Source organism: Aquirufa rosea, assembly GCF_004118285.1.
GTDB classification, from domain to species: domain Bacteria; phylum Bacteroidota; class Bacteroidia; order Cytophagales; family Spirosomataceae; genus Aquirufa; species Aquirufa rosea.
Genome location: NZ_SDHY01000009.1, coordinates 13,710 through 29,414 on the forward strand (window position 1 = coordinate 13,710; position 15,705 = coordinate 29,414).

At 37.6% G+C, this 15,705-nt stretch carries 9 protein-coding genes; 4 read left to right on the top strand and 5 right to left on the bottom strand.

Features of this window, described 5'->3' with window-relative positions:
* Positions 1–13: 13 nt before the first annotated feature.
* The 3 genes from ESB04_RS11960 to ESB04_RS11970 all read right to left on the bottom strand — a co-directional run bounded on the left by ESB04_RS11960 (position 14) and on the right by ESB04_RS11970 (position 6,299).
* Entirely contained in the window at positions 14–3,199 is a 3,186-nt protein-coding gene (locus ESB04_RS11960; RefSeq protein WP_129028040.1) for a SusC/RagA family TonB-linked outer membrane protein, read from the bottom strand.
* 499 nt (positions 3,200–3,698) lie between these two features.
* The gene (locus ESB04_RS11965) at positions 3,699–4,895 is read right to left on the bottom strand and encodes an esterase (protein ID WP_129027988.1); all 1,197 of its coding nucleotides are present in this window, start codon (positions 4,893–4,895) and stop codon (positions 3,699–3,701) included.
* 225 nt (positions 4,896–5,120) lie between these two features.
* On the bottom strand, positions 5,121–6,299 hold the full coding sequence (locus ESB04_RS11970) for a helix-turn-helix domain-containing protein (protein WP_129027989.1): 1,179 nt from the start codon (positions 6,297–6,299) through the stop codon (positions 5,121–5,123).
* A gap of 145 nt (positions 6,300–6,444) precedes the next feature.
* Between ESB04_RS11970 and ESB04_RS11975 the strand changes: the two genes are divergently transcribed.
* Both ESB04_RS11975 and ESB04_RS11980 read left to right on the top strand, forming a co-directional pair.
* The gene (locus tag ESB04_RS11975; protein WP_129027990.1) at positions 6,445–6,963 is read left to right on the top strand and encodes a hypothetical protein; all 519 of its coding nucleotides are present in this window, start codon (positions 6,445–6,447) and stop codon (positions 6,961–6,963) included.
* 19 nt (positions 6,964–6,982) lie between these two features.
* Positions 6,983–7,708, top strand: coding sequence for a hypothetical protein (locus ESB04_RS11980; protein WP_129027991.1), 726 nt, complete (start codon positions 6,983–6,985; stop codon positions 7,706–7,708).
* A 302-nt stretch (positions 7,709–8,010) separates the two neighbouring features.
* On the opposite strand, the gene ESB04_RS11985 is transcribed toward ESB04_RS11980, so the two are convergent.
* Together ESB04_RS11985 and ESB04_RS11990 are read right to left on the bottom strand one after the other, a co-directional pair.
* Positions 8,011–8,850, bottom strand: a complete 840-nt coding sequence (locus ESB04_RS11985) for a universal stress protein (protein ID WP_129027992.1) — start codon at positions 8,848–8,850, stop codon at positions 8,011–8,013.
* Positions 8,851–8,999: 149 nt separating this feature from the next.
* Entirely contained in the window at positions 9,000–10,907 is a 1,908-nt protein-coding gene (locus ESB04_RS11990; RefSeq protein ID WP_129027993.1) for a helix-turn-helix domain-containing protein, read from the bottom strand.
* Positions 10,908–11,136: 229 nt separating this feature from the next.
* Here ESB04_RS11990 and ESB04_RS11995 point away from each other — a divergent pair, with 229 nt between their 5' ends.
* A complete protein-coding gene (locus tag ESB04_RS11995; RefSeq protein ID WP_205749511.1) occupies positions 11,137–14,097 on the top strand; it encodes a SusC/RagA family TonB-linked outer membrane protein in 2,961 nt (986 codons plus the stop codon).
* A gap of 18 nt (positions 14,098–14,115) precedes the next feature.
* Positions 14,116–15,699, top strand: a complete 1,584-nt coding sequence (locus ESB04_RS12000; RefSeq protein ID WP_129027995.1) for a RagB/SusD family nutrient uptake outer membrane protein — start codon at positions 14,116–14,118, stop codon at positions 15,697–15,699.
* Positions 15,700–15,705 lie beyond the last annotated feature (6 nt).

The window sequence follows — 15,705 nt, forward strand, 5'->3', positions numbered from 1 at the left end:
AATATATCCTTCATTAAAATGCTACTTGCAATCCTAACATGTAAATAGTAGGCTTAGGGTAGTTGTGCCAAATCATACCTTGTGAGAATGCTGAGTTTCCACCACCTTGGTTAGTTGGAGTTACCTCAGGATCTCCTACAATAGGATCTTTCACTAAAAGGAAGAAGTTTTGTGCAGTTGCATATACTCTTAAACGACTCAAATTCAATTTACTAGCCACGTTATTGGGAACGTTATAACCTAGCATCAAGTTTCTACCACGTAAAAATGAACCATCTTTAATCCACCATGAATCTACGTTTGTTACATAACCTGCACGTGTATCACGGATTTCTGCAATCATAGTATTTTGATTGGTAGGTGTCCAAGCATTTAATACGGAAGTATAACTATTCGCTAAAGCTTGACGGTCCTCACTTGGGTGAAGGTTCATCAACATTACCTCATTTCCGTAGTTAAATTGCATTTCTAAGGTTAAATCAAAGCTCTTATATTTGAAAGAGTTGGATATAGCTCCCCAGAAATCCGGATTTCCATTTCCGATAATTGAACGGTCAGCATCGGTAATAGCACGGTCACCATTGAAGTCCTTGTACTTAATATCTCCTGGTAAGATTTTTAAACCATTACGATATGAAGTCCATTTTGCCGCTTCTTCAGCCTCAGCAGTTCCCCAAATTCCTAAACGAGTTAAACCCCAGAATGATCCCACAGACTCTCCGATACGAATAATATTGGTAGGGTTAGTAAAGTTAGGACCACCTACATTAAAGATATCAGATGGAGTAGCTAATGTTAATACCTTATTTTTGTTAAAGGAAATATTGAATTGTGTATTCCATTGGAAATCTTTCGATTTAATGTTGGTTGAATTGATAGAAAATTCAAAACCACGGTTTTCCATAGATCCCACATTTCTACGAATCGTGGCATATCCTGAGGTTTGTGGTACCGGTGCATCTAATAACATGTCCGTAGTCAAACGATAGTAATAGTCTGCCTCAATGTTCACACGACCACCCCATAATCCTAATTCGATACCGAAGTCAGTCTGTGCCGTTTTCTCCCATTTCAAGTCTGGGTTAGCTAACCTAGATATACCCGTTCCGGATACACGACCATCATTATAAACTGCCGAATAATTGGAACTTAATAATGACAGAGAAGAATAAGCTGGAATTTCTGAGTTACCCGTTAAACCGTAACTAGTTCTAACTTTCAAATTAGAGATAGTAGGATTCCCTTTCAAGAAATCTTCTTCCGAAACTCTCCAAGCTAAGGCTCCTGATGGGAAAATCGCAAACTTGTAGTTCTCGCCAAACTTAGATGAACCATCCGCACGAGCAGTAACGGTTGCTAAGTATTTATTTTTGAAAGTGTAATTAGCACGTCCAAAATAAGAATTAAAGGCAAATCTCGAAGCACCAGAAGCAACTGTTGGGTTAACAGCACCAGCACCTAAGTTATTGAAACCAAAATAATCGGTAGCAAAACCATTCACACTAGCGCCAATATTGAAGAAATCTGTTTGCTGCCAAGAAATACCCAATAAGGCATTCAATGAATGATTTTCATTAAAATCCTTGGTATAGGTTAAGAAGTTCTCCAAAGACCAAAACGTTTCGGTCTGATTAGTGGCAGATGCATTACCTTGGCCACCAATATTCAATGTACGGGTCTGAGACTGATTATTTTCTTGAGTCATAATATTGGCCCCTAAAATCGTCTTCATCTCTAAACCTTTCATTAAAGTAATATTTGAATAAATACTTCCCGTGGTAGTTTGGGTATTTAAAATATACTTACGACCCATTAAACGGTGAACTGAACTCATGGTTCCTTCCGCAAATGGAAAATCACGGTTGTTAGCATAAGTGCCATCCTCGTATTTCACTGGCAAGAAAGGAAAATCCTCCACAATCTGACGAGAAACGGCGTCGTTAACATCTGACAGGTTTTCTGTTTGGTTGTTATATGCTAGGGTACCTCCTACTTTCAACCACTTTTTGATTTGATCATCAATCGTAAATCGACCTGAATAACGCTTTAAATAAGTAGTTTTAATTAAACCCTGATCATCACGATATCCTAAGGAGAAGGAATATTGAGTACGATCATTGCCACCACTAAAACCTAATTGATGATTTTGAGATAGTTTATTTTGGGTAGCTTCCTCAAACCAATCCGTATCAAACTTTGGATTACCATTGGCATCAAAAACGCGAGGATCGGTTCTTCTTAATTTTGGATTTAAATAAGCCCAACGTCCCGCAGCCCAGCCTGCTGGATCATATTTGGCCATATTTGCCCAAGCCAAATCCTCCACTGCCATGTATTGTTTGGCATTTAAAACCTGTGGCTTATTAGGTCCTGCTACGTTAACACTGAAATCAGCATTGTAAGTAACGCTTCCTTCTCCTGATTTACCTTTTTTAGTAGTAACCAAGATAACACCATTAGCTCCTCTAGCACCATAAATCGCTGTGGATGAAGCATCTTTTAATACTTCAACCGACACGATATCATTGGGATTTAGATAATCTATTGCCGAACTAAATTGATTCATGGTTCCTTGAGGCAACATCACACCATCCACTACATACAATGGATTATTCGAAGAGTTGATGGAGCTAAATCCACGAACACGGACAGTGGTACGCCCTCCAGGACGACCTGAGTTCGTGCTTACCTGAACACCCGCCATTCTGCCCGAAAGTGCTTGGTTCAAAGATGTAGCTGGTCTTTCCATCAATTGATCCGTCTTAATGGAACTTACTGAACCTGTTAAATCTGACTTCTTTTGCGTACCATAACCAATCACTACAATCTCATCCAAATATTTATTATCTGGCTTCAAATTAATATTGATTGTCGATTGATTTCCCACCGCAATTTCTTGCTGACTATAACCAATTGCAGAAAAGACCAAAACCGATTTGGAATCAGCCACCACAATCTTAAAATTACCATTGGCGTCTGTCATGACTCCCTTGGTCGTTCCTTTGACCATGACGTTTACTCCAGGCAATCCTGAATTAGTCTCATCAGTTACTTTACCGGTAACAGTAATATCTGCTACCCTAACATTTTTTGTTTCGATTAGCCGACCCGCTCTTTCTGCTGAAGCCCCTTGCGCAGGCAACATACTAAAGCAAGTAAGTGCCATTCCCAAAATGGGGAATGCAGCTTTCTGGCTCATTTGTCGATACGACATGAGTATTTTTTTTTGCATAGTTTGACCATTTGACTGGTTGTTTAGAGATTAAGTAAAGTTCAATTATATAAACTAAATACAATTTTTCCTAAAAATAATTATCAAATGGCCTTACTATTAAATATCGAATTTAAAAATCATTAGTAGAAGAGAAATCTTATTGTTACTCCAACATTCTTAATGATTTATTTAACGGTAATTAGCAGGAAAACGACTTTTTCAATATTGATTAAAAAATGTTCCCTCACTTCCAATTAACAATTGATTTTTCCAAACTATCCATTGAATGGACGGCCAAAAAGTACTACTAGAAGAAAAAATTGACTGACTTATTTAACCGAATTCCATCAATTTATTACCTAAATAACAAACTTGATTGTTGAAATATTGGTCCACTTTACATAAAAAACAAAACCACCCTCTCAGAGGTGGTTTTGCTGATTGTAATAAACAATCTATTTTTCTCCAAAAAATCTGAAATAGCCTATTTAAAGATCATTTGAGCAAATTCCGACAAATAAATACGCCAGTTGGTCCAGGTATGTCCACCCGGACTCTCACGATATACATACCTAAAGGCATGCTTATCCAATGTGCTACGCATAGTCACTACACTCTCTATCAGGAAGTCATCTTTACCACAGGCAATCCAGTACAATTTAGGGTTTGCCTTTTTTAAATCTTCGATTTGTTGGTCTCTTTTCGATACATCCAATTTCACTCCAAATCTACTCATATCCGCAAATCCCATGCTCATTACGCCAATGTAACTGAACAAATTAGGGTTTTCAAAAGTGGTATTAATGGTCTGCAATCCACCCATACTTAGTCCAGTGAGGGCCCGACTTTCCTTATTTTTCTTCACTCGAAAATGATTTTCAATATAAGGAATCACATCGGCTACTAAACTCTTTTCAAATAGCATACTACCCATCCCTCCTACTGGCAAATCCGAGGCTGGAATCACTGGGGTCACCACATTGGCCGCTGCTTGATTAGGATTTCCATTGGTCATTACCACAATCATGGGTTTTGCCTTACCTGAATTTATCAAATTGTCTAAAATATTAGGAGCCACCCCTAAGGTTGGCCAAGCCTCCTCATCTCCTCCTCCGCCATGCAATAGATATAAAACTGGATAAGAATCTTTGGAATCATCATATCCTGGAGGTGTATAGACTTGCATACGTCGGGTCAAATTCAATGACTTAGAATCATACCATATTTGTCGAACCGTACCCTTCGGACCTGTTTTAGCCCAATATAATTCAGAGGCTTTTCCTGGAACATACAATAAACTCTCAGTTCGGAAGGTACCATCTCTCGCAACTTTTAAATTAGAGGGATCCAAAGTAGTTACACCATCCACAATGAATGTATACCCATACAATTCTGGTTCCAAGGCGGATACCTTGACAGTCCAAACACCTTTGTCGCCTTTGACCATGTCCACTAATTGCCTTGAGGCACCTTGCCCGTTAGCATTGGGAACCATCGGCATCCAGTTACCTGATAATTTAACCGAACTCGCTGCGGGTGCTTTTAATCGGAAGGTAACATCATTCGTTGAGGAAACCTCAGGGGAAACTAGTCGTTCCACTTGCCCCACTTCTTGAGCAAAGCATTGAATGGAAATTATTACCATAAAAGCGGTAATCATTGATAATAGGGATGTTTTCATGGAAGGTTGATTTAATTAGTTTTGATTCATGTTGAAATATAAAGGATGCGTATGGGAATAAATATAAATTGAGCTGAAAATCCCAAATTCTATGACAAAAAAGCTCAAAATGATGATTAAACGGAATTTATTCGAATTTGAGCTTCATTCCTAACTTCTTTTTAGCCATGAAAGCATTGGGGTTTAAGCAATATTTTTAACCCTCTCAAATTGTGCTATGAAAAATCACATGATTAAAGATGTATGCTTTATTTCTTTCAAATAAAAGCTAGGATTTACTCCTACATGTTTTTTGAATGCCGCGTAAAATGTTGACCGATTAGTAAACCCACTCTTATATATATACGTTTCCAACGTATATTGATCAAAATGATCAAAATGAGCCAAGAAATAATGAATTTTTAAACGATTCAGAAACTCCACAAAGCTAATCCCGTAACACATTTTAACCCACTTAGAAAATTTTTGTGGAGTTAAATCCACCAATTTTGCCATGTAAGCCAAATCACAAGAGGCATCTAAATAACAATATGAATTTTTAATTTTTTGATCTAACTGAATGGCCATTGAATCTTCCCGAAATTCAGAAACTAAGTTCGGAATTATCAAATCCAAACTTGGGAAAATCTTTGTAGGATTTTGCTCAATCGGAATAATACATCCATCCATATTCTCTTGAATATTGGGGCTATTCATAAAAAAGCTGAACAAAGAAATGGCTATAATACATTTAATTATTTGGGAAGGAGGATCAAAAGAAAAGCCAAACAATAAGGTGGCATATTGATAAAATTGAAGTAAAAAATAACAAGTAAGCACCCCAGAAACCAACTTAAGCCATATCAAATATTGTTTATTCACAAATGAAAAAGTAGGTCCTAGTCGTTTCTGAGTCGCATTAATTTGAATCCAAGAAATACAACCATACAATATCCCCATCAATATTGAAACAGGTTGAACTATTCCTGGTGGAATCCATCCTGCTGGTTTAATCAATAAATAATTATTCTTCTGATAATATCCATCTAAAATTGCCCGCTTTTCATCAGACGATAAAAACAAATCGGGTGATACGCCAATTAAAATGACCATGGGAAAGACAAAGTGCAACCATTGCCATCCTTTTATAGGTTTCCCTGGGCTTAACATTTGATTTACATAGAAATACAAACATACTGGAATAAATGCCCGAACAATATTGGGTACTCTCAACAAAAAAAGCATCCTGTAAATATGCTTGGATGTTAGTGCATAAATGTAAAACTCCAAAAAAACTAATGAAAAAATAATCGCAATCAACCAATATACCTTGGGGTAAGCTCCGAAGCGTATTAATAGATAGGCAATAAATAACAATCCAATCCCACTAGTTAAGAAGGAAAAATAGGGCACAAAGTCGAACATGAAAGCTTGGCTTCTATTATCAAACAAATTGAAACATAAATATGGACAAAAAAGAGAAAAAACAAGACAAAATGAATGAGCATTTTTCTATTCGACTAGAATAATGCTTTTAATTTTCGCGCTCAAACCAAAAAATTTTACAAACATGAAAAATGTCCTTTTACTCATCCTTGTCTCAGGAATGGTTATTGCTTGCGGCACCCAAGAAAAAGCTAGTATTTCTGAAGCTAAAAAAGATGCCAACCAAAACGGTTATACGGTAGCTAAATCTTCCAATATCGACCTGGTTAAAAAATTCAATGAATTGGCTATTCAGTATGATACAGCAGCCATTAGTGCGATGTACTCTTCTCGCCAAGATACCATTCATGATAATTTAACGAATATGACTGTATCGGAAAACCTTCAATCAATTTCCAAATTAAAAGCTGCCAATATTAAAATTAGTATTAAGAATTATGGCGCCCTTTGGGAGACTATTAATGATGAGGCAAGTCCCAAAGGTGTGAAGAACTATGTAATTGCTTACATATTAATGAATTTGAACAATGGAAAACAAAACCGTGATATCATCATGAATCAAGTATGTGCCATCAAAGACGGAAAGATCGTAGAAGAATGGGATATATATGATACTAAAGCCATTGAGGAATTTTTAAAATAATTTAAAATAACACGAAATCATGAAAAAACTAGTCTTACTCCTTGTCCTAATATTTATTAGTGAGTTCATTTGGGCACAAGCCAAAACATCTAATTTTATATACTATAAAATAAAACCGGGTCAAAGGTCGGCCTTTAATGAAGCTTTAAAAAGCCACGTAGCTAAATTTAGGAAGTCGAATACACCTTATGCTTGGTCAGTTTTTAACCTAGTGGGAGGAAGTCATCACAATGAGGTAATGGCACTTTCCAATATTGGACTTTCATGGGCTGAAAGAGATGAATTGGGGAATATCCCTACAAATACGGAAGCTGCCAATGATTTTTATTTACGTGTTTCTCCTTTCATTGCTGAGGTAACAGGTGGAGAAATAATAACTTATCACGCTGAATATAGTAACGCCAATTTTGGAGATCGTACCAATAAAGTCCGTTCCAATATTTTAACATTACGTTATGTACCAGCGCAGGAATTTTGGGATGTTATCAAAAAATTACCCAAAGCTTGGGATAAAGCAGGAATCAAGGTAGCCACCTACCAAACTTCTGGATTGAATCGACTAATTTTTTCACGAAGATTCCCTAATGGATGGAAAGAACTTGACGAAGCACCGAAGTTAAAAAATGCCTACGATGAGGTATATGGCAAGGGTGCCTATGAAAAAGACATTGCGATCATGCGAAATTATGTTGTAGAAAATGAAACAGTTTACATGACTTTACAGCCTGATCTTTCATCAAAATAGTGGATTATTTGAAATAGTTGTAAGTACAATAAACCTCATCTTTTAGGTGAGGTTTATTCTTTTCTGTCATCAATAACTGATGAAATTCTCATTTATGGAATTTTTCAAAAACTATATCGAATACGGCCCATTGCCAACGTGTTAATAGATCGAAATGATACCGTTATTACCACACCATAATTTGATTCCCAAATATCAATATTTCATCCGCCCTCTTCATGATTTCCATGGCCGACTGAGCCCATATGGTAAAAGAAGACCCCGTAAATATGAGCCCTAGTAGGAAAGAAAAGTATCTGATCTTAATCTTTGGCATAATATACTAAAGTTGGAATGGGGATAAATTCGATTGCGGCACGAGTTTTACTGGGTGTGACTAACTGACTAAGTATATTTCTTTTGTGGGTCGTCATACAAATCAAAGAGGCTTTTTGCTCTTTAATCAGTTTCAATAATCCCGTTTGGAAAGATTTAGCATCCGCTTGAACATAGACCAACTCTTCTTTTTTCATTGCACTTTTGATTTCCTTAAGAAACTGATCATTGGGAACCAAATCTGTTTCAAAGTCCTCATTCAAATGTGCCAGTACCATGGACTTCTTCCCATGCTTTGCCCATTGATTAGCGGCTTGAATGAAGGAAATTTCATCAAATTCCAATTGGGAAGCATATAAGGTTTGTTGGAATATATCTTCCGTAAAATTCGCAGGAATAACCAACATAGGTACTTCCAGTTCATGCAAGAGACTTTTGGTGGTACTTCCCAATAAAGTCTCCAAAAAACTTGGTGAGGATGTCTTACCTATTATGACCAAATCAATTAGAATTTCACTCAATACTTCTTGTAGACATGGCTTCACTTCTCCTACTTTGACAATGACCTTGGAGTTTAGCCCTTGAACTTCATCTTCTTTCACCCATTTTTCCAGCGATTGATGAATACTTTTCATGCTTTCTTGAAAATCTTCCACAGGCATGGAAATACTCATCCCATTGGGATCTATGAATTGATTAGGAAGCATGGGAAAATGTGCGTGAAAATAAATCAAAGTAGATCCATATGCTCGGGCAATTATTTGAGCATGTTGCATAGCATTTTCTGAGCCCTCAGAAAAATCAGTAGATACTAATATCGTTTTCATGGCAATTAGATATTATTGGCCAAGTTAGAAAATTAGTCGATGTAAAAAGGCAATACTGACAAATATCAAGTTTAGTCTGTCGGCAGGACAGCCTCTTGAATCATTGCTGTAGAATTAAACAAGCTATGGTGGGCATTTCGAAAATACACCTAAATCACATTCTCAGAAGGCTGAATACTTTGCAGGTATTCGCTGGGCGACTGCCCCGTTACTCGCTTAAATGATCTATTAAAGGCTGTCTTGGAATTAAAACCAGCTTCATATGCCACCGCCAAAAAAGTATAGTTTTGGAATTTGGGATCATCAAGTTTCTCCTTAAACTCCTTGGTTCGATAGGTATTAATGAAATCAAAGAAATTTTTTTGAAAGGAATCGTTTAAGGTTTTGGACATCACATGTGGCGAAACGTTCAATTGATGCGCTAAATCATTTAATGTCAACTTGGGATTTAAATAGGGTTTGTCCTTCTCCATCATCTCCATGATTTTTTCCGCCAATTCATCCTTCACATGTTCCTTGGTTTCCAAGCCATAGTTAGCACCACTTTGTACAGGCATATTTAAGTCGATCTCCATCTCAGAATCCAAAATATTATGCTTTTGAGATATTTTGAAAATCTCAGGCTGATGGATAGCATAATAGCCCAAAAAGAAAGGCGAGGAGGCAAATACAATCCAAATAAAATCAACGATCTGACTGCTCAACAGGGTGAGATCTTCATCCAAGACATAACCCATGGTATAAATCAGCAAGGCCATGATTCCCAAAACGATGCAGGCCAAATAGATGATTTGGGTAATACTTAAGTAACTTAAATTTTCTTCAAAGGAGGAGCTTATTTTACTTTTCTCCAAGTAGATATCTAATATTTTTCTGAACTTATTCCATTGAATAAAATTCCAAATGATACCTGAAATACCAACAACCAGAAATAAGATTTGAAAGGATAGCTCATTGTTTAATTGGGAATAACGAAAGGTGTCATAATCCAAATTAAAATAAGGTAAGTAAACCATTACCTGTAAGAGGATTGGCAAATAAATCCAGCGCCATTTTACCTTGAAATCAGTCGATTTAAATAATAATTTCTCGATATACAAATGATACAATGGAGCAAAAGCAAAAACGATAAAATCAGGTAATAATAATAGCTTGGGAAAGGTCTGCGCAATACCACGATCACTGGCTATTACCTTTAAGAGTAGCATAACAGATATAATACCAATCAGAAGAATCAACCAGCGATTAGCTGCCCAGTTAGAATTTTGAATGGTCGGAATGGCAATCATTAATAAGATTCCATTAAAACTAGCGAACAAAAGAAAGAGGCTATAGAGGTCAAAGAAATTGAAAATACCGGTCAAATCTTCCCAATTTTCCACATCGATATTGATTTTATGCTCAATATCTCGGGGATTCCACTGCACTTTTTCGGTTCGGTCTATTTTTCTATTAGGCCTAGCCTTCCCATTTCCATAGCATTCTACTGAGGCCCAATTCCCACGGGTTATTTTAAATTGAATTTCGGTCAATTCAGATAAAATAGTGGTCCGATAAGAGCCATCAGTATGTTGGATAAGCTGATAATTTTCATCCTTAGGATTCCAATTATTAAAATTCCCTGTGACATACAGTTTAGCATCAAATGGAGTGGCGGCAGGTATTTTATTGACGATAATCCGATAAGTGGCTTTTTTCTCCCAGCCTAACAACTGAATGATGTAGTTTTTAGAGGCCCCCAGATTTTTATCATCGTATCGGCGGTTGGCACTGACATTTCCATCCATCGTCCCTTCCACCAAATGCCAAGTACCTTGAGTTATTTTAAATTCAAAGACATGAACACTATCTGGAATTGTCAATTCATAGTTACCATCTGCTTTTTTTTTAAACTGCAACCTGGGATCACCAGGATCCCAATTATTGAAATCTGCCGCTAAATAAAAATCTCCTTTAGGCAGTAATTTTTGGGTGGGCGCTATCAACTCCAACTTGCGCTGTCCAAGGGCAACAATACTAGCCAACCATAAAATAAACAAAAACGTAAGCCTCTTCATGTATTTTAAAAAATGGGAGCCAAAAGCAACATCATTTGCTCTAGTACCTGATTTTTTGTTGTTCCACTTTATAAAATGAATCGTATAATTTATTGTAATATATTCATTTTCAATTAATTGTACTAATTCACTATTTTTTATTGGGAATTAAAGTGGGGCGAATCTAATATTTCGGCACTTTAATTTTGAGCTTTTTAAAAAATAAAATTAACAATTTTTAACGATGCTTATGAAAGCTAAATTTACTAGCTGGATCGAAGGACTGAAACAAGCGAAAGAAAAGAATCTAATCTTGTCTTTTGCTTTGATTTTTTTGGCAGTTTTTTCGGTCAATGCCCAGCAGACCATCAGTGGTTCTGTTAGTTCCAAAGAAGGCCCTATTCCAGGTGCCTCTATTGCCATTAAAGGTACAAGTAAAGGAGTTGCTGCTGATTCAAAAGGTCAGTTTTCCATTTCCAATGTCACGTCCAACAATGTCTTGGTTATTTCATCCATTGGTTATGCCAGCAAAGAAATTACCGTGGGCAACCAAACTGTATTCAATATCACCTTAGATACTGATGCACAGTCCTTGAATGAGGTTGTGGTGATTGGATACGGATCCCAGAAAAAGAAAGACTTGACGGGTGCCGTAGTATCCATCTCCTCGGTAGATTTCCAAAAAGGAAATATCGTTACACCGGACCAATTAGTGGCAGGTAAAGTGGCTGGGGTTCAAATCACTTCCAATGGAGGTGCACCAGGCGCGGGTTCTACCATCCGTATCCGGAGTGGTTCTTCCTTGAATGCCAACAATGACCCGCTGATTGTGATTGATGGCGTACCTCTTGATAACAATGGAATCACGGGGGCAGCTAATGCCTTATCTTTTATCAACCCAAATGATATTGAGTCGTTTAACGTACTAAAAGATGCCTCTGCTACCGCCATTTATGGTTCCAGAGCTTCCAATGGGGTTATTTTAATCACTACCAAAAAAGGAAAAAAAGGTGATGACATCAAAGTTTCTGTGAGTTCGGTGGCCTCCTCAGCGCAAGCAAGAGCCTATGTGGATGTTTTATCCGCTGCGGACTTTACTTCCATCATAAACTCGAAAGGAACTGCTGCTCAAAAAGCTTTATTAGGAAAATCATCTACTGATTGGCAAAGAGAAATCTATCGCAATGCGATCTCCATCGACAATAACGTAAGCATCACCGGTTCCATTAAAAACATGCCTGTTCGTGCTTCCGTAGGTTATTTAAATCAAAATGGTATTTTGAAAACATCCAATATGGATCGTATTTCTACTTCCATTGGTGTTAGTCCAAGCTTCTTGAATAATTCCTTAAAAGTAGATTTAAATTTAAAATCATCCATCATCAACAACCATTTTGCCAACCAAGGAGCCATCGGCACAGCCGTGGGATTTGATCCTACACAAGCCGTTACAGGTTCTGAGTTTGGTGGCTATTTTGAGTGGCTAGACCCCGCTACCAAAAAGCCGAATTCATTGGGCCCGAAAAACCCAGTGGCCCTATTGAACCTACAAAATGATCATTCTACCGTTAAAAGAACGATTGCCAATGCGGTATTTGATTACAAAATGCCTTTTTTACCTGAATTGAGAGCCAATGCGAACATTGCCATCGACAAATCTTCTTCCGAAGGCTCTATTTACATTCCTGCTGGCATAGCTAACTCCTATGATCGTGGAGGAAAAGATGGTTCCTATTCTCAGTCTAAGGATAACAAGACTTTTGAATTTTACTTGAATTATGTGAAGAACATAGGTATGCACAAAGTGGATATCATGGGAGGTTACTCCTACCAAGATTTCTTGCGAGAAAACACGGATTTAGATAAAAACGTGGCGGGTACAGTGTTCAACAACACTTTCTATAAAACTCAAAACACCTTAGTATCTTTCTATGGTAGAGCCAACTATACCTTGAACGATAAGTACTTGTTAACCTTTACTTTACGTAATGACGGTTCTTCCCGTTTCTCTCCAGAAAACCGTTGGGGGGTATTCCCAAGTGCGGCAGCTGCTTGGAAGATTTCCGAAGAATTCAAAAATTCAGAAGTAATTTCCGACTTAAAATTACGTTTGGGATGGGGTGTAACTGGTCAGCAAGACGTATTTAGCGACTATCCCTATTTAGCCAGATATACTACTTCCGAACCGAATGCTCAATATCAATTGGGAAGTACATTCTCTAATACTTTGAGACCAGAAGGTTATGATGCCAACATCAAATGGGAACAAACAACGACTAAAAACATCGGTTTGGACTTTGGCTTCAAGAAAATTGGTATTACGGGATCCATTGATGTTTACCAAAAAGAAACCAAGGATTTGCTTTCTGTCATTCCAGTACCAGCTGGTTCTAATTTAACCAACCAGATTTTAACGAATGTGGGTAATTTAGAAAACAAAGGGGTGGAAATTTCCTTGAACTTCAACCCGATTCATACCGCGCGAGTTAATTGGGACTTTGGAGTAAATGCGACTTACAATGAGAGCAACATCACTAATTTAACTAAAGTGAAAGACCCAACCTACCAAGGAATCTTAGTAGGAGGAATTTCAGGCGGTGTGGGTAATACCATTCAAATCCACTCATTGGGATATGCGCCTTATACTTTCTTTGTATATCAACAAGTATATGACAAAAGCGGAAAACCCATTGAAGGTTTATATGTAGACAGAAATGGAGATGGTAAAATTTCATCAGATGACAGATACCGCTACCAGTCTCCGAATTCCAAATATTTCCTTGGTGCTTCTTCAAATTTAAGCATCGATGATTTCTCTTTTGGATTTGTCTTGAGAGCTAACCTAGGTAACTATATGTACAATAACATCAACTCCAACAATGGAGTATATCGTGCTGCCACCAATGGTAACAATTTCTTGTCGAACCTGGTACCAAATGTATATGACTCTGGATTTAATAATACCCAGTATTTCTCGGATTATTACATCCAAAACGCTTCTTTTTTACGTGTAGACAATATCAACTTCGGATACAATTTAAACAGATTATTGAAGGCTAAAAAGTACAATGCACAATTGTCCTTGAATGTTCAAAATGCCTTTATCCTGACTAAATACCAAGGTTTAGATCCGGAAGTAGGTGGTGGAATTGACAATAACATGTATCCTAGACCACGTACTATTTCATTGGGCTTACAAGTGAATTTTTAATCGTTAAATCGTACAAAAATGAAATCAAGATATTTAACAATTGCAAAGGGATTAAGCTTAAGTATCCTCTTAAGTATTATATATTCCTGTACGGGAGATTTGAACAGAGTCCCATTCATCGAGGTTACTTCGGCTACGGTTTTTAAAGACCCAGCCAACTACAAGCCATTATTGGCCAAATTATATGCAGGTTTAGCTGTTTCTGGCCAACAAGGGCCAGCGGGAAAACCGGATATTTCAGGGATTGACGAGGGTTTTTCTACCTATTTACGTCAATATTTCAAAGCACAAGAATTACCTACCGACGAAGCAGTGATTGGCTGGAACGATGGTAGCTTACCAAGTTACCATACCATGACATGGACTTCTGGTAATGAATTCATCACTGCGATGTACAACCGTATTTATTACCAAATTGGAATTTGTAATGAATACATTCGTGAAACTAGCGATGAGAAATTAGCTTCAAGAGGCATTAATGCTCCCGAGATTAAAATGTACCGTGCAGAGGCTAGATTTTTGAGAGCCTTGAGTTATTACCATGCCTTGGATATGTTTGGATCGGTTCCTTTCGTGACAGAAAAAGATGCTGTAGGTTCTTTCTTACCTAAGCAAATTTCCAAAACTGATTTATTCAATTACATCGAATCAGAATTGAAGGCGATTGAGCCAGATTTAGCCGAGCCTAGAAAAAATGAATATGCTAGAGCTGACAAAGCAGCTGCTTGGACCTTGTTAACCAAGCTTTATCTGAATGCAGAAGTTTATATCAACGCTGGTAAATATACAGAAGCCATCACGACCGCTAAAAAGGTCATAGGGGCAGGTTATGCCTTAGAGTCTAAATATCAAAACCTATTTTTAGCAGACAACCATAAGTCGGCCGAAATCATTTTCCCGATTGCCTTTGATGGTACAAGAACTAAAACCTGGGGGGGTATGACCTTTATAGTGCATGCACCTGTTGGAGGTAAAATGAATCCAGCCGAATTCGGTATTGGTGGTGGCTGGGGAGGTTTAAGAACCACACAGCAATTTGTGGATCACTTCGATGATAAGAGTGGCAAAACAGACACAAGAGCAATGTTCTTTACGGATGGACAAAACAAAAACGTTGAGGACATTTCTTCCTTTACCGATGGATATGCCATTACAAAATACAAAAACGTAACATCTACCGGAGTAAAAGGCTCTGATCCAGAAGGTAATTTCCCTGATACAGACTTCCCGATGTTCCGCTTGGCAGACGTGTATTTGATGTATGCAGAAGCAGTATTAAGAGGAGGAGCAGGTGGAGATTTAACAACTGCCTTGCAGTATGTGAATGCTTTGCGCAACCGTGCTTACAATGGTACTCAGGGTAATGTAAGTACCTTAAATTTAGATTTAATCATCAAGGAAAGAGGAAGAGAGCTATATTGGGAGTGTCACAGAAGAACAGATTTGATTCGCTTCAAAATGTTTACTGGTTCCAATTATGTATGGGCTTGGAAAGGCGGCTCAAAAGCAGGCGCTGGCGTTTCAGAAAATTTGAAATTATTCCCAATCCCTTCCTCTGATATCGTAGCCAATCCGAATTTAGTTCAAAATGCAGGGTATTAATCAGGA